This window comes from Modicisalibacter muralis (assembly GCF_900102945.1).
Taxonomy (GTDB): Bacteria; Pseudomonadota; Gammaproteobacteria; order Pseudomonadales; family Halomonadaceae; genus Modicisalibacter; species Modicisalibacter muralis.
This window is the reverse complement of sequence record NZ_FNGI01000007.1, coordinates 167,025-192,921: the sequence shown is the minus strand read 5'-3', so window position 1 is coordinate 192,921 and position 25,897 is coordinate 167,025. Positions and strand designations below refer to the sequence as shown.

At 61.5% G+C, this 25,897-nt stretch carries 23 protein-coding genes; 17 read left to right on the top strand and 6 right to left on the bottom strand.

The window, feature by feature from the left end:
• Positions 1-91 precede the first annotated feature (91 nt).
• From BLR92_RS13205 to BLR92_RS13155, 11 genes are all read left to right on the top strand, one after another.
• Entirely contained in the window at positions 92-2,317 is a 2,226-nt protein-coding gene (locus tag BLR92_RS13205; protein WP_089729313.1) for a type IV pilus assembly protein FimV, read from the top strand.
• Positions 2,318-2,331: 14 nt separating this feature from the next.
• Entirely contained in the window at positions 2,332-3,303 is a 972-nt protein-coding gene (truA, locus tag BLR92_RS13200; protein WP_089729311.1) for a tRNA pseudouridine(38-40) synthase TruA, read from the top strand.
• Entirely contained in the window at positions 3,303-3,923 is a 621-nt protein-coding gene (locus BLR92_RS13195; protein WP_089729310.1) for a phosphoribosylanthranilate isomerase, read from the top strand. The genes truA and BLR92_RS13195 overlap by 1 nt, the downstream gene beginning before the upstream one ends.
• 28 nt (positions 3,924-3,951) lie before the next feature.
• Positions 3,952-5,166, top strand: a complete 1,215-nt coding sequence (gene trpB / locus BLR92_RS13190; protein WP_089729308.1) for a tryptophan synthase subunit beta — start codon at positions 3,952-3,954, stop codon at positions 5,164-5,166.
• Between the two features lie 156 nt (positions 5,167-5,322).
• Positions 5,323-6,126, top strand: a complete 804-nt coding sequence (gene trpA, locus BLR92_RS13185; protein ID WP_089729306.1) for a tryptophan synthase subunit alpha — start codon at positions 5,323-5,325, stop codon at positions 6,124-6,126.
• A gap of 93 nt (positions 6,127-6,219) precedes the next feature.
• On the top strand, positions 6,220-7,164 hold the full coding sequence (gene accD / locus BLR92_RS13180) for an acetyl-CoA carboxylase, carboxyltransferase subunit beta (RefSeq protein ID WP_089729304.1): 945 nt from the start codon (positions 6,220-6,222) through the stop codon (positions 7,162-7,164).
• Positions 7,165-8,508, top strand: a complete 1,344-nt coding sequence (gene folC, locus BLR92_RS13175) for a bifunctional tetrahydrofolate synthase/dihydrofolate synthase (RefSeq protein WP_089729302.1) — start codon at positions 7,165-7,167, stop codon at positions 8,506-8,508.
• Complete coding sequence (locus BLR92_RS13170; protein WP_089729301.1) at positions 8,505-9,191, top strand: SPOR domain-containing protein; 687 nt, start codon at positions 8,505-8,507, stop codon at positions 9,189-9,191. The genes folC and BLR92_RS13170 overlap by 4 nt, the downstream gene beginning before the upstream one ends.
• Positions 9,188-9,790 carry a CvpA family protein gene (locus BLR92_RS13165; RefSeq protein ID WP_089729298.1) on the top strand — a complete coding sequence of 201 codons (603 nt, stop codon included), beginning with the start codon at positions 9,188-9,190 and terminating at the stop codon, positions 9,788-9,790. Before BLR92_RS13170 ends, BLR92_RS13165 begins: the two co-directional genes overlap by 4 nt.
• A gap of 70 nt (positions 9,791-9,860) precedes the next feature.
• The gene (gene purF, locus BLR92_RS13160) at positions 9,861-11,378 is read left to right on the top strand and encodes an amidophosphoribosyltransferase (RefSeq protein ID WP_089729297.1); all 1,518 of its coding nucleotides are present in this window, start codon (positions 9,861-9,863) and stop codon (positions 11,376-11,378) included.
• Between the two features lie 12 nt (positions 11,379-11,390).
• Complete coding sequence (locus tag BLR92_RS13155; RefSeq protein ID WP_089729295.1) at positions 11,391-12,578, top strand: O-succinylhomoserine sulfhydrylase; 1,188 nt, start codon at positions 11,391-11,393, stop codon at positions 12,576-12,578.
• On the opposite strand, the gene BLR92_RS13150 is transcribed toward BLR92_RS13155, so the two are convergent.
• From BLR92_RS13150 to BLR92_RS13135, 4 genes are all read right to left on the bottom strand, one after another.
• On the bottom strand, positions 12,579-13,361 hold the full coding sequence (locus BLR92_RS13150; RefSeq protein WP_089729293.1) for an amino acid ABC transporter ATP-binding protein: 783 nt from the start codon (positions 13,359-13,361) through the stop codon (positions 12,579-12,581).
• A gap of 16 nt (positions 13,362-13,377) precedes the next feature.
• Positions 13,378-14,199, bottom strand: a complete 822-nt coding sequence (locus tag BLR92_RS13145; RefSeq protein ID WP_217636588.1) for a transporter substrate-binding domain-containing protein — start codon at positions 14,197-14,199, stop codon at positions 13,378-13,380.
• A gap of 70 nt (positions 14,200-14,269) precedes the next feature.
• Positions 14,270-14,926, bottom strand: coding sequence for an amino acid ABC transporter permease (locus tag BLR92_RS13140; RefSeq protein WP_089729291.1), 657 nt, complete (start codon positions 14,924-14,926; stop codon positions 14,270-14,272).
• 8 nt (positions 14,927-14,934) lie between these two features.
• On the bottom strand, positions 14,935-15,609 hold the full coding sequence (locus BLR92_RS13135; protein WP_217636587.1) for an amino acid ABC transporter permease: 675 nt from the start codon (positions 15,607-15,609) through the stop codon (positions 14,935-14,937).
• Positions 15,610-15,933: 324 nt separating this feature from the next.
• Between BLR92_RS13135 and BLR92_RS13130 the strand changes: the two genes are divergently transcribed.
• A complete protein-coding gene (locus BLR92_RS13130) occupies positions 15,934-16,491 on the top strand; it encodes a cytochrome b (protein WP_089729289.1) in 558 nt (185 codons plus the stop codon).
• Positions 16,492-16,552: 61 nt separating this feature from the next.
• Complete coding sequence (locus BLR92_RS13125) at positions 16,553-17,134, top strand: YceI family protein (RefSeq protein WP_089729286.1); 582 nt, start codon at positions 16,553-16,555, stop codon at positions 17,132-17,134.
• Positions 17,135-17,186: 52 nt separating this feature from the next.
• Here the strand turns inward: BLR92_RS13125 and BLR92_RS13120 are convergent, their stop codons facing one another.
• The gene (locus tag BLR92_RS13120) at positions 17,187-18,317 is read right to left on the bottom strand and encodes an FAD-dependent oxidoreductase (RefSeq protein ID WP_089729283.1); all 1,131 of its coding nucleotides are present in this window, start codon (positions 18,315-18,317) and stop codon (positions 17,187-17,189) included.
• Between the two features lie 241 nt (positions 18,318-18,558).
• Here BLR92_RS13120 and dkgB point away from each other — a divergent pair, with 241 nt between their 5' ends.
• Positions 18,559-19,374 carry a 2,5-didehydrogluconate reductase DkgB gene (dkgB, locus tag BLR92_RS13115; protein WP_089729282.1) on the top strand — a complete coding sequence of 272 codons (816 nt, stop codon included), beginning with the start codon at positions 18,559-18,561 and terminating at the stop codon, positions 19,372-19,374.
• A gap of 181 nt (positions 19,375-19,555) precedes the next feature.
• Here dkgB and BLR92_RS13110 read toward each other — a convergent pair whose 3' ends face one another.
• Positions 19,556-20,341 (bottom strand): 2OG-Fe dioxygenase family protein, encoded by a 786-nt coding sequence (locus tag BLR92_RS13110; RefSeq protein ID WP_089729280.1) that lies wholly within the window; start codon positions 20,339-20,341, stop codon positions 19,556-19,558.
• A gap of 388 nt (positions 20,342-20,729) precedes the next feature.
• Here BLR92_RS13110 and BLR92_RS13105 point away from each other — a divergent pair, with 388 nt between their 5' ends.
• The 3 genes from BLR92_RS13105 (at position 20,730) to BLR92_RS13095 (ending at position 25,839) form a co-directional block, all read left to right on the top strand.
• Complete coding sequence (locus tag BLR92_RS13105) at positions 20,730-22,661, top strand: putative bifunctional diguanylate cyclase/phosphodiesterase (RefSeq protein WP_245704208.1); 1,932 nt, start codon at positions 20,730-20,732, stop codon at positions 22,659-22,661.
• Between the two features lie 104 nt (positions 22,662-22,765).
• The gene (locus tag BLR92_RS13100) at positions 22,766-24,406 is read left to right on the top strand and encodes a diguanylate cyclase domain-containing protein (protein ID WP_089729278.1); all 1,641 of its coding nucleotides are present in this window, start codon (positions 22,766-22,768) and stop codon (positions 24,404-24,406) included.
• 137 nt (positions 24,407-24,543) lie between these two features.
• Positions 24,544-25,839 (top strand): MATE family efflux transporter, encoded by a 1,296-nt coding sequence (locus BLR92_RS13095; RefSeq protein WP_089729374.1) that lies wholly within the window; start codon positions 24,544-24,546, stop codon positions 25,837-25,839.
• The last annotated feature ends 58 nt before the right edge of the window (positions 25,840-25,897 follow it).

Genomic DNA, 25,897 nt, shown 5'->3' with positions numbered 1-25,897 from the left:
TTGAAGGCATCGTTACAGTAGCTCCACATATTAACGACGTCGCTGCCAGCCGCCTGGGTTTCGGGACAGCGACGCGCCGCAAGGGGATATCATGAGACGCACGCTGCCATTGGCCATGCTGATTTCACTGGCTGCTGCCAGTCCTACCGCGCAGGCGCTGGGGCTGGCCGATCCCCGGGTTCAATCGAGCCTCAACGAACCCCTTCAGGCGCGTATCGACGTGATCGATCTGGGTGGGCTCGATCCCACGCTGCTCAAGGCGCGTCTCGCCGATGAAGCCGCTTTCGAGCAGGCCGGCCTGCCGCGCAGCGTGCTTGCCGAGAGCGTTCACATGGCGCTGGAGCGCGGCGCCGATGGCATGCAATTGGTGCTGACTACCGACCGGGTAGTGCGCGAACCCTACCTGGACCTACTGGTGACGCTGCTATGGCCGGGCGGTCGGCAACGTCGCCAGATTACCTTGCTGTTCGACCCACCGGGCTATGCCAGTGCACCGTCACTGATCGATGGCGCAGGTGTGAGCGAGCCAGCGCGTCAGGCGCCAGCCATCGCGGCTTCACCCGTCTCGCCTGCCGCTTCCATGCCGCCTTCGCAGGTGCGAGTGCGGCCGGGCGATACGCTGTGGGGGCTGGCCAGGCGCGTGCGACCCAGCGGCGACATCAGCATCGACCAGGTCATGCTGGCGCTGTTACAGGCCAATCCCGAGGCCTTCCCCGACGGCAACATCAATGGCCTGCGTGCCGGCGTGACGCTGGTCGTGCCGTCGCGCCAAGTCATGTTGGCAAGCACCCCGGCCGAAGCCGACAGTCGTGTCCAGGCGCAGAACCGGGCGTGGCGCAGCGATGACGGTGTCCAGCGTAGCGTCGCTTCGGTGCAGCCCACGGATGATGTCGTTGCCGTGGAGCAACCTCCCGAGCCACAGGCCGGCGAGCGCCAGGCAGCCGAAGCGCCGAGCGCTGCCCAGCCGCGCCTGACGCTGCTCAGTGATGCCGACCTGGCCGCCGAGCGGCGGTTGACTGAGCTGACGGCTCAGTGGCAGGCCAGTCGCGAAGCGCTGGCGCTAAGCCGGGAGGAGCGTGAGCGCTTGGAAAGCGAGATGGCCGCGCTGCGCCAGGATGTCGCCGAACTACGTGAGATGCTGCTTGCTGCCGAGCCAGAGCCCATCGACTCGGAACCAGCCCCTGCGGCGCTGCCTGAGTCGGTGACGGCTCGCGCAGCCGCTGCTCCGGCAGGCCCATCGCCGACAGCCTTGCCATCCTCGAGCATTGACGAAGGCGGCACCGAAAGCAGAGGAATTTGGCGGATATTGAACGACAACCTGTTGACCATCGCCGGTGTCGCGATTGCCTTGTTGCTGGCGCTATGGGGGCTGGTGAGACGTCGTAACGCCGATGACCAGGGGCGCCGCAAGGCAGTCAGCTTCCCGGTTGGGGCGGGCAGCGTGGGTGGCGCGGTGTCAGCACCTGCAATGCCCCCGCAGTCATCGGCAGTGCAGGAGTCGGCGCCTGATGCGCCGCAGGCTGACGTGCCCCGGGCTAGTGCGCCGCACACCGAAACCATTAGCGAGGCCGATATCTTCATCGCCTACGGTCGTTTCGATCAGGCTCGCGAGCTGCTTAGGCAACGTCTCGAGAGTGATCCCGAGCGCCATGACTTGCGCCTCAAGCTGCTGACGGTACATGTCGAGCTTGGCGAGCGTGAAGATGCCCAGCGCGAAGCGACTCGCTTGGAAGCCGTCGACGAACTCGCTTATCGCGATGAAGCCCGGTGCCTGATGAGTCGCTTCGATGGTGCCGTTGAGCAACATGATGCGTCTTTCGATGAGACGCCCGGGCCCCGTTTCGAGCGCTTTGAAGATGACGATGCCGATGACGGCATCGACAGTCAGGCTTTCAATGCGGCACCGCCACAGCCGCAAACGCTAGCGAATGGGGTTTCGGATCTGTCCTGGGAAGATGAAGCGCCACATGACGCTCGCATGCAGGTCGAGGCCGAGGATGTCGAGGAGGTGAGTACGACGAACGAGGGTTACATCGAGTACGAGCCGCCGAGTCTCGATTCGTCACCCGCCGATCACTCGGTAAAAAAACACGACGAGGGCCACGCAGAGCTACAACAGCCGAGTGTCGACTATCCCGGCAGTTTGATCGATAGCGAAGAAGACGATGACAAACTCGATGCATCGTTCGATATCAGCGAGGAAGCGCCGCGCCGCACGGCGGGTATCGAACACGATTGGGAGATCGAGGAGGTGGCGTTCGAGCCATTGAATCTGGATAATGAGACATCGAATCCGGGTTCCAATCGAGCGTCTTAACCACACCGAGCCTAATGCCCCTTTTCCAGCCACTGGATGATATTACCCGACACACCGGGCGCCTCGCGCTCGGCGTGGAATACGATGGCAGTGCCTATTGCGGCTGGCAGCGGCTGAAGCACGCCGCCTCGGTGCAGGCCGCGCTGGAAGACGCGCTGGCCAGGGTGGCTGCCGCGCCGGTCCGAGTGAAGTGCAGTGGGCGTACCGATAGCGGAGTGCATGCCACGCGTCAGGTCGTGCATTTCGACGCGCCTTCGCCGCGTAGCCAGAAAGCCTGGGTGTTCGGCGCCAATGCCAATCTGCCACGCGATATCGCGGTGCGCTGGGCGGTGCCGGTAGCCGACGATTTTCATGCGCGCTTCTCGGCACTGGCGCGGCGCTACCGCTACGTCATTCTCAACCAACCCAGCCGCCCGGTACTCGAACGCGCCAACGCCACCTGGTGCCGTGAACCGCTGAACACCGAACGCATGCACGAGGCCGCCCAGGCGCTGGTCGGCGAGCATGATTTTTCGAGCTTTCGCGCCGCGAGCTGCCAATCCACGACGGCATTCCGCCATCTACACTTCATCGAAGTGCGCCGCTACGGGCCGTTGGTGGTGATCGACGTCCAGGCCAATGCGTTCTTGCACCATATGATTCGCAATATCGCCGGCGCTCTGGTGGCGGTCGGCAAGGGCGAACAGGGTGTCGATTACATGGCGCGCATACTGGCCCTGCAGGATCGCTCGCTGGGCAACGTGACCGCGCCGGGTTGCGGATTGCATTTCGTCGATTCGCTGTACGACGAACGCTTCGACCTGCCGCGCGAGCCGCTAGGCCCCAACCTGCTGGCCTTCGTCGGCGAGTGGACCGGTGAGCGCGAGCTGCCCGACACGCCGCTGATGCGTTACCGGCGCCGTTGGCCTCACTCCGCCGAGGAGCGCCAGCGTGCCAGGGCGCAAGCCGCTGCGGGCGCCTCGCTATCCGATCAGGAGTCATCGTGATGAACCGCACCCGTGTAAAGATCTGCGGCCTGACCCGTGAGGAAGACATCGACGTCGCGGTGGCGGCCGGTGCCGATGCACTGGGCTTCGTGCTATGGCCGGGCAGTGAGCGGGCGCTCGACATCGACCGCCTGGCGCATCTGGTTGCACGGGTGCCGGCCTTCGTTACCCGGGTTGGATTGTTCGTCGATCAGGATCCTGAGTTCATTCGCCGCTGCGAGGCGTACCTGGACTTGATCCAGTATCACGGCGACGAGGTGCCGGCGACCTGTGCCAAGGCGACGCGTCCGTGGATCAAGGCGCTGCGCATGCGCGACGCTCTCGACGTGCAGGCCGCCGCGAGCGATTATCGCGAGGCCCGCGCGCTATTGCTCGATGCCTACAAGCCGGGCGTGCCCGGCGGCACCGGCGAGACTTTCGACTGGTCGCGAATCCCCGCAGGCCTGTCAAAACCTGTTATTCTCGCCGGAGGCCTCGCTTCGACAAATGTCGGCGAGGCCATCCGTTCGGTTCGGCCTTTTGCCGTCGATGTCTCGGGAGGCGTCGAGCGTGCGAAGGGCGTCAAGGACCACGACAAGATTCGCGCCTTCATTCAGCAAGTGACCCTGGCTCAACCATGAGATCAAGCGACCCCATGAGGTATCTTTCGTGACCCAGTTCAGCGACCTGACCCGACTGCCCGATGCCCGTGGCCATTTTGGCCCCTACGGCGGCCGGTTCGTTTCGGAGACCCTGAGCTTCGCCTTGGAAGAACTGGAGAAGACCTACCAGAGTCTTCGCGACGACCCGGACTTCCAGGCGGAATTCGATGATGACCTGGCACATTACGTCGGTCGCCCGTCTCCGCTGTATCACGCGAAACGCTGGTCACGACAGCTTGGCGGCGCGCAGATCTGGCTCAAGCGCGAGGATCTCAATCACACCGGCGCGCACAAGGTGAACAACACCATTGGCCAGGCGTTGCTGGCCAAGAAGAGCGGCAAGCCACGGGTCATTGCCGAAACCGGCGCCGGTCAGCACGGCGTGGCGACCGCCACGGTGGCGGCGCGCCTAGGCCTGAAATGCGATGTTTACATGGGCGCCGAGGACGTCGAGCGCCAGAAGCTCAACGTCTATCGCATGCACCTGTTGGGCGCGCGGGTGATCCCGGTGGAATCCGGCACGCGCACGCTCAAGGATGCCATGAACGAGGCACTGCGCGACTGGGTGACCAACGTCGACGACACCTTCTATATCATCGGCACGGTGGCCGGGCCGCACCCGTACCCGATGCTGGTGCGTGATTTTAACGCGGTGGTCGGTCGCGAGGCCCGCGTGCAGTCGCTCGAGCAGATCGGACGTTTGCCGGATGTATTGATCGCTTGCGTGGGGGGCGGCTCCAACGCCATGGGGCTGTTCTATCCGTTCGTCGAGGACGACGAGGTCGCCATGATCGGTGTCGAAGCCGGTGGCGATGGCGTCGAGACCGGGCGCCACGCGGCGCCGCTGACCGCCAATGCACCGAGAGGGGTGCTGCACGGCAACCGCACCTATCTGATGTCCGACGAGGGCGGCCAGATCGCCGATACGCATTCGGTTTCGGCGGGGCTCGACTATCCCGGCGTGGGGCCGGAACACGCCTTGTGGAAGGATGTCGGCCGGGTACGGTACGTAGCCGCCAACGACAGCGAGGTGCTCGAGGCCTTTCGCGAGCTGACCCACGTCGAGGGCATCATGCCGGCGCTGGAATCCGCCCATGCCCTGGCTCATGCCAAGATGCTGGCGTCGACGCTGCGCCCCGATCAGCATATCGTCGTCAACCTGTCCGGACGCGGCGACAAGGACATCATGACCGTCGCCAAGATAGATGGCGTCGAATTCTAAAGGCGGAGTTCAAATGGCTGCACTCGACCATGCGGCGTTAAAAACGTCTTCAAATTGCTCATGTACATTTTTGTACATTGCGCTTTTTCAGCCGTTTTCGCCTTGTCTGGCCTTCGTTCGCTGCTTTGAACTTTCGCCTTCAAGGAATACAGAAGAATGAACCGTATCGATCAACGCTTCGCCGCGCTCAGGGAACAGGGCCGTACCGCGCTGATTCCCTATATCACCGCGGGCGATCCCGCGCCGTCGCATACCGTCGGTTACATGCATGCCCTGGTCGAGGCCGGCGCCGATATCGTCGAGCTTGGGGTGCCGTTCTCCGACCCGCTGGCCGACGGTCCGGTGATCCAGAAGGCCTGCGAGCGGGCGCTGAAACACGATACGCGGTTGACGCACATCTTCGATATGGTGCGTGAATTCCGTCGTCGCGACAGCGAGACCCCGGTGGTGCTGATGGGCTATCTCAATCCCATCGAGCGGCTGGGCTACCGGCAATTCTCCGAGCAGGCCCAGGCCGCCGGCGTCGATGGCGTGCTGGTGGTCGACATGCCACCGGAAGAAGCCGACGAGCTGGCGCCGCTGTTCAAGGAACACCGGTTGCAGTCGATCTTCCTCGTCGCCCCTACCACCTCCGAGGCTCGGGCCGCTACAATATGTGCCCATGGAGAAGGGTATCTCTATTACGTGTCGCTCAAGGGCGTGACCGGTGCGGCGACGCTGGATGTCGAGGCCGTGGATCGCCAGCTCGACGTGCTGCGCAAGTCGACCGATTTGCCGCTATGCGTGGGCTTCGGCATTCGCGATGGCGCCTCGGCGGCGGCAGTGGGCCGGGTTGCCGATGGCGTGATCGTCGGCAGCGCGCTGGTGTCGCGCATCGCCGAGGGCGCCGAGCGTCCCGAGGCGGTCGCCGATTCGCTCAAGGCGGTGCTCGGCGAGATGCGCCAGGCGCTCGACGCCTGAAGCATGTCAGGACCCTTCTCGGCAAACACTCTTCAGGCCCGGTCGGCGTGCCGTCCGGGCGGCTACTGACAGCAGAACGGATACCTTCTGACTATGAGCTGGCTAGACAAGATCGTGCCGTCCATAGGGCGCATACAGCGCAACGACCGTCGTACCAGCGTGCCAGACGGCCTATGGCGCAAATGCCCCAAGTGTGACGCGGTGCTCTATCTCCCCGAGCTTGAGAAGCACCACAACGTATGCCCCAAGTGCGACCATCACCTGCGTTTGACTGCGCGTAAGCGCCTCGACTGGTTCTTCGATGCCGAAGGCCGCGAGGAACTCGCCAGCGACCTGCAGCCGGTCGATCGTCTCAAGTTTCGCGATTCGAAGAAGTACAAGGATCGCCTGACGGCGGCGCAGAGGGCCACCGGCGAAAACGACGCCTTGCTGGCCATGCGCGGCACGCTGGACGGCCTGCCGGTGGTGGCAGTGTCGTTCGAGTTCGCCTTCATGGGCGGCTCGATGGGGGCCGTGGTCGGTGAGAAATTCGTGCGTGCGGCAACGCTGGCGCTGGAAGAGAACATTCCGCTGGTGTGCTTCTCCGCCTCGGGCGGGGCGCGCATGCAGGAGGCGCTGTTCTCGCTGATGCAGATGGCCAAGACGTCGGCGGCACTGGAAAAGCTCAAGCAGGCCGGCGTGCCGTATATCTCGGTGCTCACCGATCCCGTCTATGGGGGCGTCTCGGCGTCGCTGGCGATGCTCGGCGATCTCAACGTCGCCGAACCCTATGCGCTGATCGGCTTTGCCGGGCCGAGGGTCATTGAGCAGACCGTCCGCGAGCAGCTACCGGAAGGCTTCCAGCGCAGCGAGTTTCTGCTCGAGCACGGTGTCGTGGACATGATCGTGCACCGTCAGGAAATGCGCGAGCGTCTTGGCTGCGTGCTGCGCAAGCTGACCCACCAGCCACTGCAGGGTGAAGCCGACACCCTTGAAGAAGAGCCTCTTGTCGAAGACGAGGTGTTGCTGGATGACGAACTGCGTGACGCCGAACGCTGAATGAGCGATTCCGCGACACTTACCGATTGGCTGGCGCGCCTCGAGCGCCAGCATCCCGTCAGCATCGACCTTGGCCTCGAGCGCGTGGCCAGGGTGGCTCGTCGCATGGGATTGCTCGACGCTCGACTGAGCGAACGGATCATTACGGTGGCGGGCACCAATGGCAAGGGCTCGACGGTCGCCATGCTCGATGCCCTGGCGCGTGAACACGGGCTCTCTACCGCCGCTTATACCTCACCGCACCTGCTGCGCTACAACGAGCGCCTGCGCTTCGATGGCGTCGAGGCCGATGACGCCTCGCTGATCCGTGGCTTCGAGCGCGTCGAGGCGGCGCGGCTCGAGCCCGAGCCAATCAGCCTGAGCTATTTCGAGGCCGGCACGCTGGCCGCGTTGTGGGTCATCGCCGAGCGTCGCCCGGATTTGACGATTCTCGAAGTGGGGCTGGGTGGACGCCTGGACGCCGTCAACATCATCGATGCCGACGTGGCGATGATCACTACCGTCGCTCAGGACCACGCCGCCTTTCTGGGCACGGATCTCGATGCCATCGGTCGCGAGAAGGCGGGGATTCTGCGCACGGCTCGCCCGGCGGTGCTGGGTAGCGAGCGGTTGCCGCCCAGCGTGCGCCGCGTGGCAACCGAATTGGGTGCCGGCGTGCACGCGCTCGGCGGCGATTTTCGTCATGCAGTCGAACGTCTCGCCCAGGTGGATGCCGCCTTGCACTGGCGCTGGATTGGCCATGACGGGCAGGGCAATCCGCAGGTGCTCGAGGCGCTGCCCGACCCGCGCCTGCCGTTGGATAATGCCGCCAGCGCCTTGCAGGCATTGGCGCTGGCGAGGGTCGCTCTCGACGTGGCGTCTTGTCGTCGGGCATTCTCGACGGTGCGCTTGCCCGGTCGCATGCAGTGGCTGGGCAACTGGTGTCTCGATGTGGCGCATAATCCGCATGCCGCTGAGTATCTGGCGGCGCGCCTGGCCGAACGGCAACGCACGGGCCAGCGTATTGGCTTGTTGGGCATGCTTGGCGATAAGGATGCCCAGGGCGTGATCGAGGCGTTATCCTCGCGGATAGATGGCTGGGTGGCCGTGAGCCTGAGCGGTGAGCGGCCACGCAGCGCCGATGAACTGGCGGCGCTACTCGAGGCGCAAGGACAAACGGTGCTGCACCGCGCCGCATCGCCGCAAGCCGGCGCCGAGTGGTTGGCGTCGCGGCTAGAGGCGGGCGACGAGGCGTTGGTCTGCGGCTCCTTCTATACCGTGGCCGAGGTTCTCGGCTGGCATATTGCGCGGGGCACGGATGCCGCCACCCAGGGGCAGGTGCTCGCTGCGAGGGAGGAATCATGAAATACGGGATGCGCGAACGTATCAGCGGCGCCGTGATACTGCTGGCGTTGGCGGTGATCTTCATACCCATGTTGTTCGACGAGCCGCCCGAGCGCGATGAGCGACCAGAGCCGGTGTTGACCATCGAGCAGCCGATCGATATCGACCGCCAGCCGGTAGAAGAACCCGAACCACCGGCCAGTCTGAGCGACAGTCAGCAACCCCAGGCGTTGCCACCCGAGGCACAGCTACCGATGACGGAAGCGCCGGCACCTCAATCTCAGAACGAGCAGCCGACGCAAGCGGAAGCGCCGCCCGAGCCTGGGCCTGAGCCGACGCAGCAAAACGCCGGGGCCGAACCCGAGCCCGAGCCGGAAGCCCAGCCCGAGCAGGCTGAGAAGGTCGATCCCATTGCCGAATTGACGAGCCAAGCCGAGCCGCCAAGCGCAATGCCGCCGGTGGCCGAGAATGGCGAATGGGCGGTGCAGGTTGGCAGCTTCGGCGAGCCCGGCAATGCCGAACGGCTCGAGGCGCAACTCGATGACCAGGGTTTCACGGCTTATCGTCGGCCGCGCGACAACGATCTGACCACGGTCTACGTCGGTCCCTTCGGCTCGTCGGAAGCGGGCGAGCAAGCGCGCACCGTGCTCAAGGAGAAGGTCAACATCCAGGGGCTGCTGATCCGCATTCAGGAGGGTGAATGACCCTGACCTGGCTGGACTGGGTGTTTCTCGCCGTACTGACGATATCGATGTTGGCGGGATTCACGCGCGGCCTGGTACGCGAAGCCTTGGGGTTGGGTGCCTGGATCGTGGCATTATTGGCCTCGCGGATGTTTGCCCAGCCGGTGGCCGACATGCTCGAGGGTTTCATCGACCACCCGGATGCACGGCTGGTGGTTGCCTTCATTCTGGTGATCTTCGTGGTGGTCATGCTGTGTGGCATGGTGATTCGTTTCATGCACGCGGCCATCGAGTGGGTCGGCATGGGTTTTTTCAATCGACTCGCCGGGGCCGGTTTCGGGGTATTGCGCGGTGGCGCCATCCTGGTGCTGGCCACGGTGCTGATTACCCTGACACCACTGGCGCAGCTCCAGGCCTGGCAGCGGGCCGAACTGCGGCCCTCGTTCGAAGGCTTGCGCGACTGGGCGATCAGTCGTGTCGCGGCCTGGGAGCAACGCGACCCACAAACGGCCAGGGAGTTACGTGGGCTGTCGTTGCCGCTCAATATCGGTCGCCAGCGTGTCGATGAAGCCCCGGTCGAGGTGCCTATCGAACTCCCTGCCGGGCCGGCAGCGGAGTAGAATAAGCGTTATTCAGTTGTGTCGGGTCCGGCTCGGCGCCAGTCGTTCATTGCAAGCGAGGTAAGTCGGAATGTGCGGTATCGTAGGCCTCATGGCCAATCAGGCGGTCAATCAGGCGCTGTATGATGCGCTGACGGTGCTTCAGCACCGGGGGCAGGATGCCGCCGGAATGATGACTTGGCACGACGGACGCTTCCTGCTGCGCAAGAGCAATGGGCTGGTGCGCGATGTCTTTCACTCGCGCCATATGACGCGCCTGAAAGGCAATCTGGGCATCGGTCATATCCGCTATCCCACCGCGGGGTCGTCGAGCGAGGCGGAATCGCAACCATTCTATGTCAACTCGCCTTATGGCTTGACCCTGGCGCATAACGGCAACCTGACCAATTCCGAGCAACTCAAGCAGGAGCTGTATTCCACCGACCTGCGGCATATCAACACCAGTTCGGACTCCGAGGTATTGCTCAACGTGTTCGCCCATGAACTGGGCAAGCAGGGGCACACCCTCGAGCCGGAAGACATCTTCGACGCGGTGCGGCGCGTGCATCGCCGCTGCCAAGGCGGTTACGCCGCCGTGGCGATCATCAACGGTTTCGGCCTGGTCGCCTTTCGCGATCCACACGGGATTCGTCCAGTGGTCTTCGGCACGCGCGAGACCGAAGGCAGCCAGGACGTGATGATCGCCTCCGAATCGGTGGCGCTGGATGTCGGCGGCTTCGAACTGGCGCGCGACCTGGCGCCGGGTGAGGCGATCTTCGTCGACATGCAGGGCCAGATTCACACCCAGTCGTGCGCCGACCGGCCGGTACTCTCGCCGTGCATCTTCGAACACGTCTACCTGGCGCGCCCCGACTCGATTCTCGACGGCGCCTACGTATACGGCACGCGCATGCAGATGGGCCGCAAGCTGGGCGATCGCATCCTCAAGGAATGGCCCGAGCACGATATCGACGTGGTCATCCCGATTCCCGACACGTCGCGCACCTCGGCGCTGGAACTCGCCCAGCATCTCGGCGTGACCTTCCGCGAAGGCTTCATGAAGAATCGCTACATCGGGCGGACCTTCATCATGCCCGGGCAGACCCAGCGCAAGAAGTCGGTGCGCCAGAAGCTCAACGCCATCGATATCGAGTTCGCCGGCAAGAACGTGCTGCTGGTCGATGATTCGATCGTGCGCGGCACCACCTGCAAGCAGATCATCCAGATGGCCCGCGAGGCCGGCGCCAACAAGGTCTATTTCGCCTCCGCCGCGCCGCCGGTGCGTTACCCCAACGTTTACGGCATTGACATGCCGGTGGCCAGCGAGTTGATCGCGCACGGTCGCAGCGAAGCGGAGGTCGGCGAGCTGATCGGCGCCGACCGCATCTTCTACCAGGATATCGACGACCTAAAGGCGGCCTGTCGCGAGGTCAATCCGCAGATCGAGCAGTTCGACTGCTCGGTATTCGATGGCCAGTACATTACCGGCGACATCGACGACAGTTACCTGGCCGTGCTGGAGGCCGCGCGCAACGATGCCGCCAAGGACCTGAGCGCCGGCGATCACGCGCTGGTCGGCATGCACAACCAGGACGACGAACTCGACTGAGCGGAGGCGGCGATGAACGACGATTTTCTGCATGGCGCGGGCCTCGATACCCTGGCGGTGCGTGCCGGCCATGCGCGCACCGCGGAACAGGAACACGGCGAGCCGATATTTCCGACCTCGAGCTTCGTGTATGGCAGTGCCGCCGAGGCGGCGCGCAAGTTCAGCGGTGAAGAGCCCGGCAATATCTACTCGCGCTTCACCAATCCCACGGTGCGTACCTTCGAGAAGCGCTTGGCCGCGCTGGAAGGCGGCGAGCGCTGCGTGGCGACCAGCTCGGGCATGGCGGCGATTCTTTCCACTGCTTTGGCGTTGCTCGAAGCCGGCGACGAGATCGTAGCTTCACGCGCCCTGTTCGGCTCCACCGTCAGCCTGTTCAACAAATACCTGGGCAAGTTCGGCATCGTTACGCGTTATGTCGAGTCGAGCGATCTCGCCGCCTGGGAAGCGGCGATGACGCCGCGCACCAGGCTGCTGTTCGCCGAAACACCATCCAACCCGCTCTCGGAACTGGTCGATATCGCGGCGCTTGCCGAGATCGCCCATCGTCACGAGGCATGGTTGGCCATCGACAATTGCTTCTTGACGCCGGCGCTGCAACGCCCGCTGGCGCTGGGCGCCGATCTGGTCATTCACTCGGCGACCAAGTATCTCGACGGCCAGGGCCGAGCGATCGGTGGTGCCGTGGTGGGGCGTGACAAGGAGCTCGAAGAGTTGCTGGGTGTGGTGCGTACCTGCGGCCCCTGCATGAGCCCGTTCAATGCGTGGGTTTTTCTCAAGGGGCTGGAGACGCTGGGCATTCGCATGAAGGCGCATTGTGAAAACACCCTGGCGCTGGCGCAGTGGCTGGAAGCGCACCCGGCGGTGGAGCGGGTTCACTACAGCGGTCTCGAGAGTCATCCACAGCATGCCTTGGCCAAGCGCCAGCAGCGCGGCTTCGGCGCGGTGCTGGGTGTCGAGATCGAGGGCGGGCGCGACGGCGCCTGGGCGGTCATCGATGCCACCCGGTTGATGTCGATCACCGGCAACCTGGGCGACGTGAAAAGCACCATTACCCATCCGGCCACCACCACGCATGGTCGCCTGAGCGACGAGCAGAAGCTGGCCGCGGGTATCGGCGAAGGGCTGATTCGGATTGCGGTGGGGCTCGAGGATATCGACGATCTCAAGGGCGATCTGGCGCGCGGGCTCGATGCCCTCTAGTCAGTAGGTGGAAATCTGCCCAAGGAAGGCCCGCGTGCGCTCGCTCTCGGGCCGTTCGAAGAAATCGGCGGGCGGCGCCACCTCGACGATCTCGCCGCGATCCATGAAGATGATGCGGTCCGCAACCCGACGCGCGAAGCCCATTTCGTGGGTGACGCAGAGCATGGTCATGCCCTCGTTGGCCAGGTCGAGCATCGTGTCGAGAACCTCCTTCACCATTTCCGGGTCGAGCGCCGAGGTCGGCTCATCGAACAGCATGAGCTTGGGGCTCATGCAGAGCGCGCGGGCAATCGCCACACGCTGTTGCTCGCCGCCGGATAGCTGGGCGGGGTACTTGTCGGCCTGCTCGGGAATTCGAACCCGTTCGAGATAACCACGAGCGGTCTGCTCGGCTTGCGCCCGGCTCATGCCGCGAACGCGCATGGGCGCGAGCGTGCAGTTCTCGAGCACGGTCATGTGCGGGAACAGATTGAACTGCTGGAATACCATGCCGACTTCACGGCGTATGACCTCGACGTTTTGCGCGCCCGCGGTCAACTCGATGCCGTCGACGAAGATTCTGCCTTGCTGAATCGCCTCCAACCGGTTGAGGCAACGGATCAGCGTCGACTTGCCGGACCCCGAGGGGCCGCAAACGACGATGCGCTCGCCGTTTGCGACCTCTAGATCGATGCCCTTGAGCGCCTGAAAGTCGCCGAACCACTTGTCGACGCCTTCCATTCTCACCGCCACCCGGTCGTCGGACCGCGACGATGCGGCGGCTGCGTTTGAACTCGGGCTCATCGTGAGCGCCTCCGGATCACTGGTGGGGGATTTCCTTATCGTAGTCGTACAACACATCCGGTAGCGGCGAATCAAGCCACTTCTGGTGAACCTCATCAAGCTTGCCATTTTCCTTTACGCGGCCGAGAAACTCGTTCACCCGCGCGCGCAGTTCGTCGTCACCCGGCCGGAAGGCGATCGACTGGACCTGTTCGCGAAGAACGAATTTCTTGTCGAAGCGATCGGGCGCTCTCTGTTCGATATGGTGGATGACGGTACCCGAGACGCCGACCGCCTGCACTTGCCCCGCGAGCAGCGCCTGCACGGCCGCGGCATCGGAGGGAAAGCGCTGAATGGTCGCCCCCTCGGGGGCAAGGTTGGTAACCGCGACATCCTGAGTGCTGCCGCGCGCGACCCCGATGGTCTTGCCCTGCATGGCCTCGGCATCGGGAATGTCGATGTCCGTTTGCCCGTAAAGGTAGACTACGATCGCGGCGTAGGGCTCGGAGTAGTCCACTCTCTTGGCGCGGTCCGGGGTAATGCCAAGCGACGCGACCAGCAGATCGACACGGCCACCGAGAAGATAGGGAATGCGGTTCGGCCCGGTTACCGGTACCAGCGTCAGTTCGGCCCCCATGTCTTCGGCGAGTAGCTTGGCGACATCCGCATCGTAGCCATCGGGTTGATTCTGTTCGTTGAGAATGCCGTAGGGCGGAAAGTCGACGAGCATGCCGATGCTCATCTGTCCACTGTCCTTGATCTTCTCCAGCGTCTGGGCCTGGGCGGGCGAAAAGCCGGTGCCGGCCATGACGCCGATTGCGGCGAGCGTGGCGAGCGTGTGCCTAAAGTATTTCATCATGATGTCTTCCTCCGTAGCGCTCTTGTTGTACTAAGCCTTTTTCGTACGAACCCTGGGGTGGGCGGATCCATCAGGACCTGCCCGATAACGCGAAGCGTCGTTCCATGCGCCTGGCCAACAGCGTCAGGGGCCAGCACAAAACGAAATAGAGAGCCGCAACCAGGCTGAATACCTTGAACGGCTCGAAAGTTACGTTGCTGATGATCTGACCCGCGCGGGTTATCTCGACAAAGCCGATGATCGAGGCGAGCGATGTCTCTTTCAGCAACTGAACGAGAAAGCCGACGGTCGGCGCCACGCCGATCCGCGCGGCTTGCGGCAGAACCACGTAGCGCATGCGGTCGCGGTAGCTCAAGCCCATCGACCAGGATGCCTCGGATTGGCTCTTCGGCACCGCCTCGATGCAGCCGCGCCAGATTTCGCCGAGGAAGGCGCTCGCGTGCAGCGTCAGCGCGATGGATGCCGCGGTCAGTGGCTGGACGACGATCCCGAAGGCGTTGAGGCCGAAAAAGATCACGAACAACTGCAAGAGCAGTGGCGTCCCCTGGAAGACGCGAATGAAACCTTGGGCCGCGTGTCGTAGAACGGACGTTCTCGATACACGAGACAGAGCGATGAGCAGTCCGCCCAACGCGCCACCGCCAAATGCAATGGCCGAGAGTATCAGTGTCCACTGGATGGCCGTGACGATGAACCAGATTTCATTCCAGCCAAAGGATCGCAGCATACGGGGTCCTAGCGGTTCGACGGATACCTGAAAGCGGCGCGCTCGATCACCGAGAACAGGCTCGAAAACCCGATCGACATGACAAAGTACATGGCCGTAATCACGAAGTAGACCTCGAAGCTGGCGAAGGTCTGGGAGCCAATGGTGGAGCCCACGGCGGTGAGATCTCCCGCCGAAATGACCGAGACGACGCTGGAGGTCAGCATCAGGAAAATGAACTGGCTGGTGAGCGCAGGGTAAACGGTGCGCAATGCCGGCTTGAGCACGACATAGCGAAAGTTCTGCCTGGGCTTGAGGCCGAGCGCGTAGCCGGCCTCCAGTTGCCCCTTGTGAATGGATTCAATGCCGGCGCGTATGATCTCGGTTGCATAGGCGCCGACGTTGATCACCATCGCGAGCAGCGCCGCACTGTACGGGTCCAGTTTCAGGCCCAGCGAGGGGAGGCCGAAGTAGATGAAGAATATCTGCACTAGAAACGGTGTGTTGCGAATGATCTCGACATAGCCGGAAACCACGCCCCGCAGAAAATTCGGCCCCGAGGTTTTTGCCCAGGCGCCGAGCACCGCAAGTACCAACCCTATCGCCATGGCGCTGGCGGACAACTGAATCGTCATCCATGCGCCTTGAAGCAGCAGTTCGTAGGAAGCGAAAACCGGCGCGAAATTGAGCTCGAATTCCAACACCCTTCTCCATAGGTTCAACGAGTCGCAGGCGATAGCCTTATTGGATCGACCTGCGTCGCTCCTGCGCTTGGCGGGCCCGGCGGCGCGCCTGGTTTGGCAAGAGAAACAGCGCCGAAAAAGCCGTTTGGATCTATTTAAATGTCATTCACATCATGGCGACTGTCAATGTGACGGTTCGACATGATGGCCGGTAACGCTAACAATGAATCTACCCATCATTTCCATTCAGTAAATGATGGGTTCACCATTTGCCGGCTGTGTCGCGACGCGGTAAACCTTATGCTAGCGGTATCGGAGCTAGCGGTATCAGAACAAGGGGGCGGCATGTGGCGTGATTCATCGCGGGGCTGGGGTCTCGCTAGCATCATGATTCACTGGATAAGCGCGCTGGCGATTATCGGCCTGTTCGCCCTGGGCTGGTGGATGACCGGATTGAGCTACTACGACAGCTGGTATCAACTCGCGCCCTGGTGGCACAAATCGGTTGGCATGCTGCTGCTGGGATTGTCGATCCTGCGAGTCGTCTGGCGCCTGGTGCAGCCCACGCCCACTGCGCTGGGGTCGCGCCTGGAAAGGCTGGCGGCGCATGCCGGCCATGGGCTGCTGTATCTGGTGATCTTTACGGTGCTGATCAGCGGTTATCTGATCTCCACCGCCGAGGGCCAGGGTATCGTCGTTTTCGACCTGTTCGTGATTCCGGCGCTGATATCGAAGTTACCCGATCAGGCCACGCTGGCCGGCGAGATTCATTGGTATGCCGCCTGGGCGCTAATGATTCTGGCACTCGGCCATGCCTTGGCCGCCTTTAAGCACCACCTATACGACGGTAACGATACGCTGCGGCGCATGATCAATCCGCGTTTTACACGCCGTTCATCCTGATTCATGTATCGTCGGGGGTGTTGCCCGGCGACTGTGTTTACCACGCTATAAGGAGTTCATGATGTTCAAGAAGACCGCCATTGCCGCGCTGACGGCCGCCGCCTTGTTGCCACTGTCCCAGGCCCAGGCCGCCGAGTACGTCATCGACAGTGACAACCAGCATGCCTTCATTCAGTTCAAGATCAGCCACCTGGGCTATTCCTACATTCTTGGTACGTTCGACGATTTCACCGGCCAGTTCACTTACGACCCACAAAACCTCGAAGCGGCCAGCGTCAAGATCAACGTCGATGTGACTAGCCTGGACACGTCGCATGCCGAGCGCGACAAGCATATTCTCAGTGGCGACTTTCTCGAAGCGCAGGAGTACCCCGAGGCGAGTTTCGTCTCCACCGGTTTCGAGCCGACCGGCGAAGGCCAAGGCAAGTTGACGGGCGATTTGACCCTGCATGGCGTGACGCAGCCGATCACCATGCAGGTCGAGCATATCGGCGGTGGCGAAGATCCGTGGGGCGGATACCGCCAGGGCTTCGAAGGCAGCACGACGCTGGAACTGGCCGACTACGATATCGACATGAGCAAGTTCCCGCCGGTGATGCACGAACTCGAGTTGTATGTCGTGTTCGAGGGCGTCCGTCAGTAATTCGCTCGCTTGGTAGTGACCAGAGGCGCCCGGGTGGCGCCTTTTTTGGTTTTCAGCTTGCCGCTCGGCGATAGCCATCCATGAAACGGTGATCGAGGCGGCGCTTGGCTTTCAGCGCCAGGCGGCCCGGCCACCATAACGGCCCCCATAGCGCGAGGCCGCGCGAGTCGCCCAGGTTGAGGATCGATAGATAGCGTCGCTGTGGCTGGTATTCCCTCAGCGGCTCGTCATGCAGCGAGGCGATCAGGTTATGCAGCAGTATCGGCGCCTGACGAACGCCAAAGACACCGAGCTTGGGATAGGGCGAATCGGGTAACCAGGCGCAGTCACCCACCGCGAACAACCGCTCGTCGTCGTAAGCATGCAGCGCCGGAGTGACCGCCAGGCCCTGATAAGGATCGTGTTCCAGCCCCAATTCGCCGGTCAGCCCAGGTGCTATCAGGCCGGTGGCGATGAGCACGCGGTCGCAGGGAATGACGCTTGCGTCGTCGAGAGTGAGTTGCCGGTCGGCATAGGCAAGCGCATTGGCGCCGAGTTCGAGGCGCAGGCCGCGCCGATGCAAACGGCGCGTTACCCAGGCACTGGCGCTACGCGATGCGTCCGGCAGCAGGCGTGGGCTGGCACTGATCAGACTGATCTCCAAGGGCCTGCCATAGCGCTCACCGAGTCCCAGCAGGTTGGCCGCCAGCTCGACCCCGGTGGGGCCACCGCCGACCACCGCCAGGCGCGGTGGCATGGCGGCGCTGGCCAGCGCCGATTCCAGCGCTTCGCGCAGACACCATAAATTGCTCACCGGTTTGGCCGGCCAATACGCCGCGCTGTTGCTCAGACCCCGAATGATCGACGCGTCGACCCGACTACCCAGGTTCAGCGAGACGCGATCGTAAGCCACTGGTGGGCCCTCGGCCAGATGCAGCAGGCGGCGTTTGCGATCGATGGCTGTCACCTGTCCAGGCAAAAAGCTGCCGCCGGCCCTTTCAATCAATGCCGCTGGGTCGAGACGATCGTCGCTATCGGTGTAATCGCCGCCGAGCATGCCGGTGGCCATGCCTGAATACCAGAAATCGCCGGGAGAAATCAGCGTGACCGCCGCGCCGGCCTGGATCAGCCGGTCGGCATGGGCGGCAACATGCAGATGGGCATGACCCGCACCGACCAGCACGATATGAGGGGCGTCGGACATGGATGACGAGATAGTGAAGAGTGGCTGGCCAGTCTAGCACGATGCGCGTGACGATCGTCGTGGCCAATCGGCAGGGCATGCGATGTGAAATAGAGTAGCGAGCTAATGGGTTGAAAGCATCGAGGACGGCCCGCACGTCAACTTGAAGGCATTCGGCAATCGCATTCGGTATATCGCGGTAAACGGGAATTCCCAAGAGCATTCACGCTCTATCAATGGCATGAACGAAAGGAGCTTCGACATGACACAGACAGCACTGCTTCCCGAGATAGGCCTGGGTACGTTTCGCCTGAAGGGGCAGGAGGTGATCGATTCGGTGACCTCGGCGCTGAAGTTGGGTTACCGACACATCGACACCGCGCAAATGTATGAAAACGAGCAAGAAGTCGGCGAGGCTATCCGCCAGAGCGGTGTGCCGCGCGACGAAATTTTTCTAACCACCAAGGTATGGTGGGAATCGCTCAAGCATGACGAACTGATCGCCAGTCTCGAGGAAAGTTGCCGCAAGCTGGGTGTCGAGCGAGTCGACCTGACGCTGATTCACTGGCCGTCGCCGCAGGGCGAGGTCCCCATGGTGGAATACATTGGTGCCTTGAACGCAGCCCGCGAGAAGGGGCTGGCCCGGCACATTGGCGTTTCCAACTTTACCATCGCGCAGATCGACGAGGCATTGGCGGTGCCCGGCGGTGAGCATATCGTCACCAACCAGGTCGAGGTGCATCCCTTTCTGGCCAATCGGCGGGTAGTCGAGCACTGCCAGGCCAAGGGCCTGCAGGTGACCGGATACATGCCGCTTGCCGTGGGCAAGGTGATGAATGAGCCGGTGCTTGTCCAGATCGCCGAGAAGCATGACGCAACACCGGCACAAGTGGCGCTGGCCTGGGTCGCTTCGCGCGATATCGTGGTGATTCCCTCATCCACCAAGCCGGCCCATCAGGAAGCCAATCTGAAGGCGTTGCAATTGACGCTCACCGACGACGAGGTCGAGCGCATCGACCGGTTGAACGTTGGTGAGCGTATTGCCGACCCCGATTTTTCTCCCGACTGGGACGAATGATAAGCAGCTCATAAAAAAGGCCAACCGGCGTGAGCCGATTGGCCTAGGATGAAATCCACATATTCATTCACATTAATCGCTAGCGCTTTAAAGACGCGTAATGAGTTTTAAAAGCCTGGCTACTTGAGTTTTCTACATTGGCATAGAACGGCTGTATCTGTATGCGCGGTTATGCCTTTGTTCAAAACACATCATTCAATACGGCCTCGGGGAAATGACGACGCAACATCCTGTTTTGGAATCCGTCAACGAAACAGCTATTGATGATAATGATGAATCGCTCGAAGGGCGCCTCATCATTCATCTGGGAAATGTTGTCCGCGCTATGGAATAATGTATCGTCCCTGATGTGCAGGATTTGCCCAGGCTCGATCATTAGTTCGGCTAATTCTTTATGACCAGACTTGTCTGAGTATATCCGGCTCGTTGCACCCGATACGTTTTCCCTGTTGATAACGAGGATGCTGAGATATTTGCAGCCATCCGCGTGAATGCCCTGTCCCTGTAATGGGTCGATCTCATCCTTGCCCCTGACGCCGGTAATCTGAAACAGAATGGGCTCGCGCGCGCCGATTCCCCAAAGCTCTGCCCAGGCACGAACGAAGTCCTGAACGTCGTCTCGCGCCACGAATTCCGCCTCCAGGCCGCTATAGTAACGCAGCTTGTCGGCCATGCTGTCGGCATCGTTGAACATGCCACCTTGCGCCATGGGGCAATCGCCCATGACTTCGACACGACCATCGTCAAGCACGTTTAACCATGACATGCGCTTCCAACGAGTATTGACATAAGGGTCTCTCGGCAGGTTCGACAAAAATGGTTTCCATGCTGAAATATCGATTTTATGGTTGATATCGGTCAGGCTCCAATGAGCCTGATCCAGTTCGTAATGGACGCTTGGATTCCAGTAATGACTATGCGCATTGCTCATGGTGTCGTTGGGCATCCAGACTGCTTCAGCTCTCATTGCTATTTCCCCTCGTTCTTCTGCGTAGTTATTGCCAGCGATTGACTGGTTACAAAATGCAACAAACACAGGATGGGATCTATGGGGAGAAAAGCCAGTCAAAAATTTATGTAAACGTGCAAATTTAGAAATATTAAATTGTTGGTATTAGTCGCTTGAACGTAAAAGGGTGAAGTTATTAATTGACGGTGATTAGTGCGTGATCCCTATTTATAACTGGCTTTTTAGCTTTGATGGGTTATGTCGAAACGCGATGAGCAGCGCGAAAAAAAGACGCTGAGAGCATGGGATAGACGAAAGGATCGTTTTGGTCGGCATCTTCACGTCTTATGCGCTTGAGGGTAAAGTGGCTAATATGGGTTGAGAAACGTCAGCACAGGGGCCGTTCATGGTCGATAGCGATCACTTCCAGCGTGTCTCACAGGCTCGAATGTTGCTTGCAGTGATCGCCATCAGCCTGGTCTGTCTTTTATTGCCGGGCCTTCCCCGGCTAGTCATCTCGCTGTTGGCTGCCACGGCGCTTCTGGCGTTGGTGAGAGTGGGGTACTTGCTGCGCTGGCAATCCACGGGACAAGCGAAAATCCTGACGCTGGACAACGAGCTGCAGGCAGCGCATTGGCGGCAAAGCGAGCGACGCTTTCGCGCGCTGCTCGAGAGCCTGCCGAGAGTCGCCGTGCAGGGCTATGACAGCCAGCGCAAGGTGATCTACTGGAACGAGGCCAGTACGCAGCTATACGGCTACACCAGCGAAGAAGCGATTGGACGCAATCTCGAGGACCTGTTGATTCCCGAACCGATGCGTGACGATGTCATCAATGCGCATACGGCGTGGATTCGCGAGGGCCGGGAAATACCCGCCAGCGAACTGGAGTTGAGGAACAAGTCGGGAGCGCCGGTTGCGGTCTTCTCGCACCACGTGATGCTCGGAGAGCAATCGAGCGATCCGCTGTTGTTTTGTGTCGATGTCGATCTCTCGGATCAGAAGCAGGCCAGGCGCGATCTGGATTTCATGACCCACTTCGATGCGCTGACCCACTTGCCCAATCGGCGAACCTTCGAATCGGAACTGGCCGAATGCTTGATTGAATGCCAGCGCCATGGAGACAACCTGGCGGTAGTGTTTCTCGACCTCGATCAGTTTGCCGAGATCAACGACGCTCAGGGCTATGCGCAGGGCGATGCCTTGCTGACGCTCGTCGCCAGGCGTTTACTTTGCCACCAGCGCAGTTCCGATCTGATCGCTCGCTTTGGCAGCGATGAGTTCGTGATGGCCTTCCCACGGGTGAATGTCAATCACGAGGCGTTGTCCCTGGTAAACAAGCTACTCGATGATTTCAGCCAACCGTTCATGCTCGCCGGCAAGGAGACGCATGTCACCGCCAGTCTCGGTATCAGCCTGTTTCCCGACAACGGCACGACCGCCAGCGAATTGATTCGTAATGCCGATGTGGCGAAGCATCGCGCCAAACAGGCCGGGCGCGGTAGCTACTGGTTCTTCAATCAGCAGTTTCACGATGAACTGATCCATCAACATCAGTTGGCGGAACGCTTGCAAAACGCCCTGCGCGACGGCGAACTGGCGCTGCACTATCAACCCCAGGTGGCGACCCGGAGTGGGCGGATCGAGAGCCTCGAGGCACTATTGCGCTGGTTCCCCCGCGATGGCGAGGCGATATCGCCAGCGGAATTCATTGCCGTCGCCGAACGCTCGAACCTGATCCACCGTCTGGGTGAATGGGTCATCAACGAGGCATGCCGCCAGCAGGCGATGTGGAAGGCGGTGGGGCTGGGCGACTGTCGTATCGATATCAATCTTTCGGGCAAGCAGATTGCCGATCACAGAGTGTTCCTGAGCCTTGAATCCCGCATGGCGGAGTACCGACTGACACCGCGGGATATCGGTATCGAATTGACCGAGAACGTGCTGATCCAGGCTGACGATAAAACCCTGGAAGGGTTGAGACGGCTATACCACCAAGGGATGAAGATCGCCATCGACGACTTCGGAACCGGCTATTCGTCATTGAGCTACCTGAAACTCTTCCCGGTGACATCGATCAAGATCGATCGCAGCTTCGTGCGTGACGCGCCTACCGACACCAGCGATCGAGCCATCATGGAAGCCACGGTGTTCATTGGCCATCGCCTGGGTCTCGAGGTCGTGGCGGAGGGGGTGGAAAACGAGGATCAACTCGAACTGGTGCGTGAAATGGGCTGCGATCTGATCCAGGGTTATTACTTTTTCAGGCCCATGAGCAGCGATGACATCACTAAACTGCTGCGTACATCGGAAAAGGGCAATGTAAGGCCGTCGAACTGACCTCTTGACGCCGACGTTGGTGGTTCCCGGATTCGTGCGTTAACGCGATTGTCATCGCTGCGTCTATACTGTTGCGCCATTTGTATACAGGATTGCGACATACCATGACAGGATCCCCCAGGGCCGGTAGCGGTCTCGCCATGCGGCGCCGCTGGCCATTATGCTTCGCGGCGCTCGTCGTGGGCTCAATTTTGCTGATCCTGCTGGGCGTCGTGCAAATGTTGTCTGGCCGGTCTCTCGTGCCGGGCTTGCTCATGGGGCCTCTATGGCTGGGGCTTTTAGTATTGGCGCTGGCGGCTTGTCTGATGCGGCGATCGCGCACCGAGCCGCACGACAGGGCGACGCCCTCACAGCCGGTCGAGAGCGAGCAGCGCTTTCGCAGCCTGCTCGAAAGCCTGCCAAGGGTCGCCGTACAGGGCTATGACAGGCAGCGCCGGGTCATCTACTGGAATAAAGCCAGCGAGCTGCTGTACGGCCATAGCGCCGATGAAGCCATCGGGCGGTATCTCGAGGAGCTGTTGATTCCCGATGCACTGCGCGAGCCGGTGATTGCGGCTCACCATGACTGGATCGAGAAGGGGCTGGGCATTCCGGCGGGCGAGTTGGAACTGAGGCACAAGTCGGGCGAGCCGGTCACGGTCTTTTCCTATCATCTGATGCTCGGTGAGCGGACCGACAACCCATTGATGTTCTGTGTCGATGTCGATCTGCGCGAACTGACGCAGGCGCGCCGTGAATTCGAGCTCGTGACCGGCTTCGATACCTTGAGCCGTCTTCCCGACCAGCCGACCTTCGAGGCCGAACTCAGCGCCTGCATGGCAAATTGCCAGCGCCAGGGCAGCAGTCTGGCGGTCATCGGTATCGGTGTCGAACCGCTCGGCGAGGTGGTCGTGCGAGACGACGCGGAAACCTGTGTCGAGGAGGATGCACTGATGGCGATGGTCGCTAGCCGTCTGCGTCAGGGGCGACCCGCGAATCCGGTGGCGCGCTTCGGCAGCGCGGGCTTCGTGATGGTTCTGCCGAGTTTGCAGTCCGATGACGACGTTTTGCCATTACTGGAGTCGATTTTCGAGGACATCGGCCAGCCGTACGCGCTCGACGAGCGCGTACTCGGCATCGCCACCAGCATTGGCATCAGTCTGTTCCCCGATAACGGCACCAGCGCCGGTGAGTTGATCCATACCGCCGATATGGCAATGCAACGGGCAAGGCTCGCTGGCCCCGACAGTTATTGGTTCTTCGACCAGTCCCTGCACGATGAGCTGACCCGACAATATCAACTGATGCAACAGTTAAGCCATGACCTGCGCGACGGTGAATACGTACTTCGCTACCAGCCGCGCATGACCGCGACCAGCGAACGCATCGAGGGGCTCGAGGCGCGCTTGCATTTTTCATCCCAAGCAGGGGCGACGGTGCCGCCGACCGACTTCACTCTCGCCGACGAGCACCCCGACCTGGTGCATCGGCTGGGGGACTGGGTCATGCGCGAGGCGTGCCGCCAGCAATCGCAGTGCAAGGTCACGGCGCCGCAGGATTATTGCATCGCCATCAATTCGCCGGATGAGCAGATCACCCAGGAGACGGTGTTCGAACCTCTCGAGGCCTACATGAACGACTCGCGATTCGCTACTCAGGTGGATCACCATCGGGCCGACCGGGAGAGTACCCAACGCCGCCATGGCCGGGAATATGCGATTCGGCTCGAGGCGGCGCTTGCCTCGCAGCGGGACGACCATCCTTGATGGCCACCTGTTTGTCGCTTCTTTCGGCTTTCGGTATCGGGTGCTGAAAAGCTTGAGGAGTACGTACCCATCCTGGAGACCGTGTGAGTCAGTCAGAACTTTCCCTGGGGCGTCAGCTATGGCGCCAAACCTGGCCGATGGCATTGGGTGTGCTGTCGCTGCTGGGCTTCCAACTGGTCGATAGTGCTTTCATTGCCCGCCTGGGTACCGCGCCGCTGGCGGCGCAATCGTTCACTTTTCCACTGAGCTTCTTGATCATCGGCGTGCAGGTGGGGCTGGGTATTGCCATCGCCGCCTTGATTTCCCGCGCCTTGGGTGCCGGTGAAGGCCAGCGGGCGCGGCGGCTGGGTAGCTTGGTGTTGATTACCGGCAGCATCGCGATTGCCATGCTGGCGGGAGTGTTGTGGGGCGTCCAGGCGCGGGTATTTCGCTTGCTGGGCGCGGATACGGCGACGCTTGCCTTGATTCACGATTACTGGGGGCCACAGTTGCTGGCCGCCTGGCTGGGGGCGGTGTTGTATTTCAGCTACAGCCTGTTCCGCGCGCATGGCGATACGCGCCTGCCCGGCAAGTTGATGGTGTTGACCAGCCTGGTCAACCTGGTTCTCGATCCGCTGCTGATTTTCGGTGTTGGCCCCTGGCCAGGGCTGGGTCTGCCGGGTGCCGCCTGGGCCACGGCGATCGCGTTTGCCAGCGGGTTGTTGCTGATAGCGAGGCGCCTACGCCATAGCGGCTGGCTAGCCCGGTATGGATTGACGATGGAGGCACGCCAATCGGCGGGTACATTCGCGGGCATCGCCGGGCCAGCCATGATCAGCCAACTGATGCCGCCGCTGGCGGCCATGCTGGCGACGGCGATCGTTGCCGGTTTGGGTGAAACGGTCGTCGCCGCCTGGGGCCTGGCGGTTCGTCTGGAAACCGTGTCACTGATGGTCGTATTGGCGCTGACCATGTCGTTACCGCCGTGGCTGGGGCGTTGTTACGGCGGCAACGATTGGGCGCAAATTCGCCGCTTGATGGCCTTGGCGACACGTGTCGTGGTGATCTGGCAGCTCGGGTTGGGTCTGGCATTGGCGCTATCCGCACCTTGGGTCGCCGCTGCGTTGTCAGGCAATCCCGAGGTGCGCGATGAGCTGGCGGTACTGATTCGCGGCCTGCTGCCCAGTTATGCGCTGCTTGGCGTATGTATGCTGGTCGTGTCGGCCGCCAATGCGCTGGGCTGGCCGCTGCGTGCCATGTTGATGTCCTGTGCTCGGCTGTTCGCCTGCTACCTGCCGTGTCTATGGCTGGGTGCGCAAGAGGGCGGGGTGATCGGTGTGGCGATCGGTGCGGCAGTGGGCAATTGCCTGGCTGGCGGCCTGGCGCTGGGGCTATATCGGCGCTCGATCAACGGCATGAAAGGAGGTGTAGTTGATAGCACTGAAAATTGCTAAGAATATAAAAATTATTAATGATTTTTTATATATATTTAGTTTTTAATAAAAATAATTA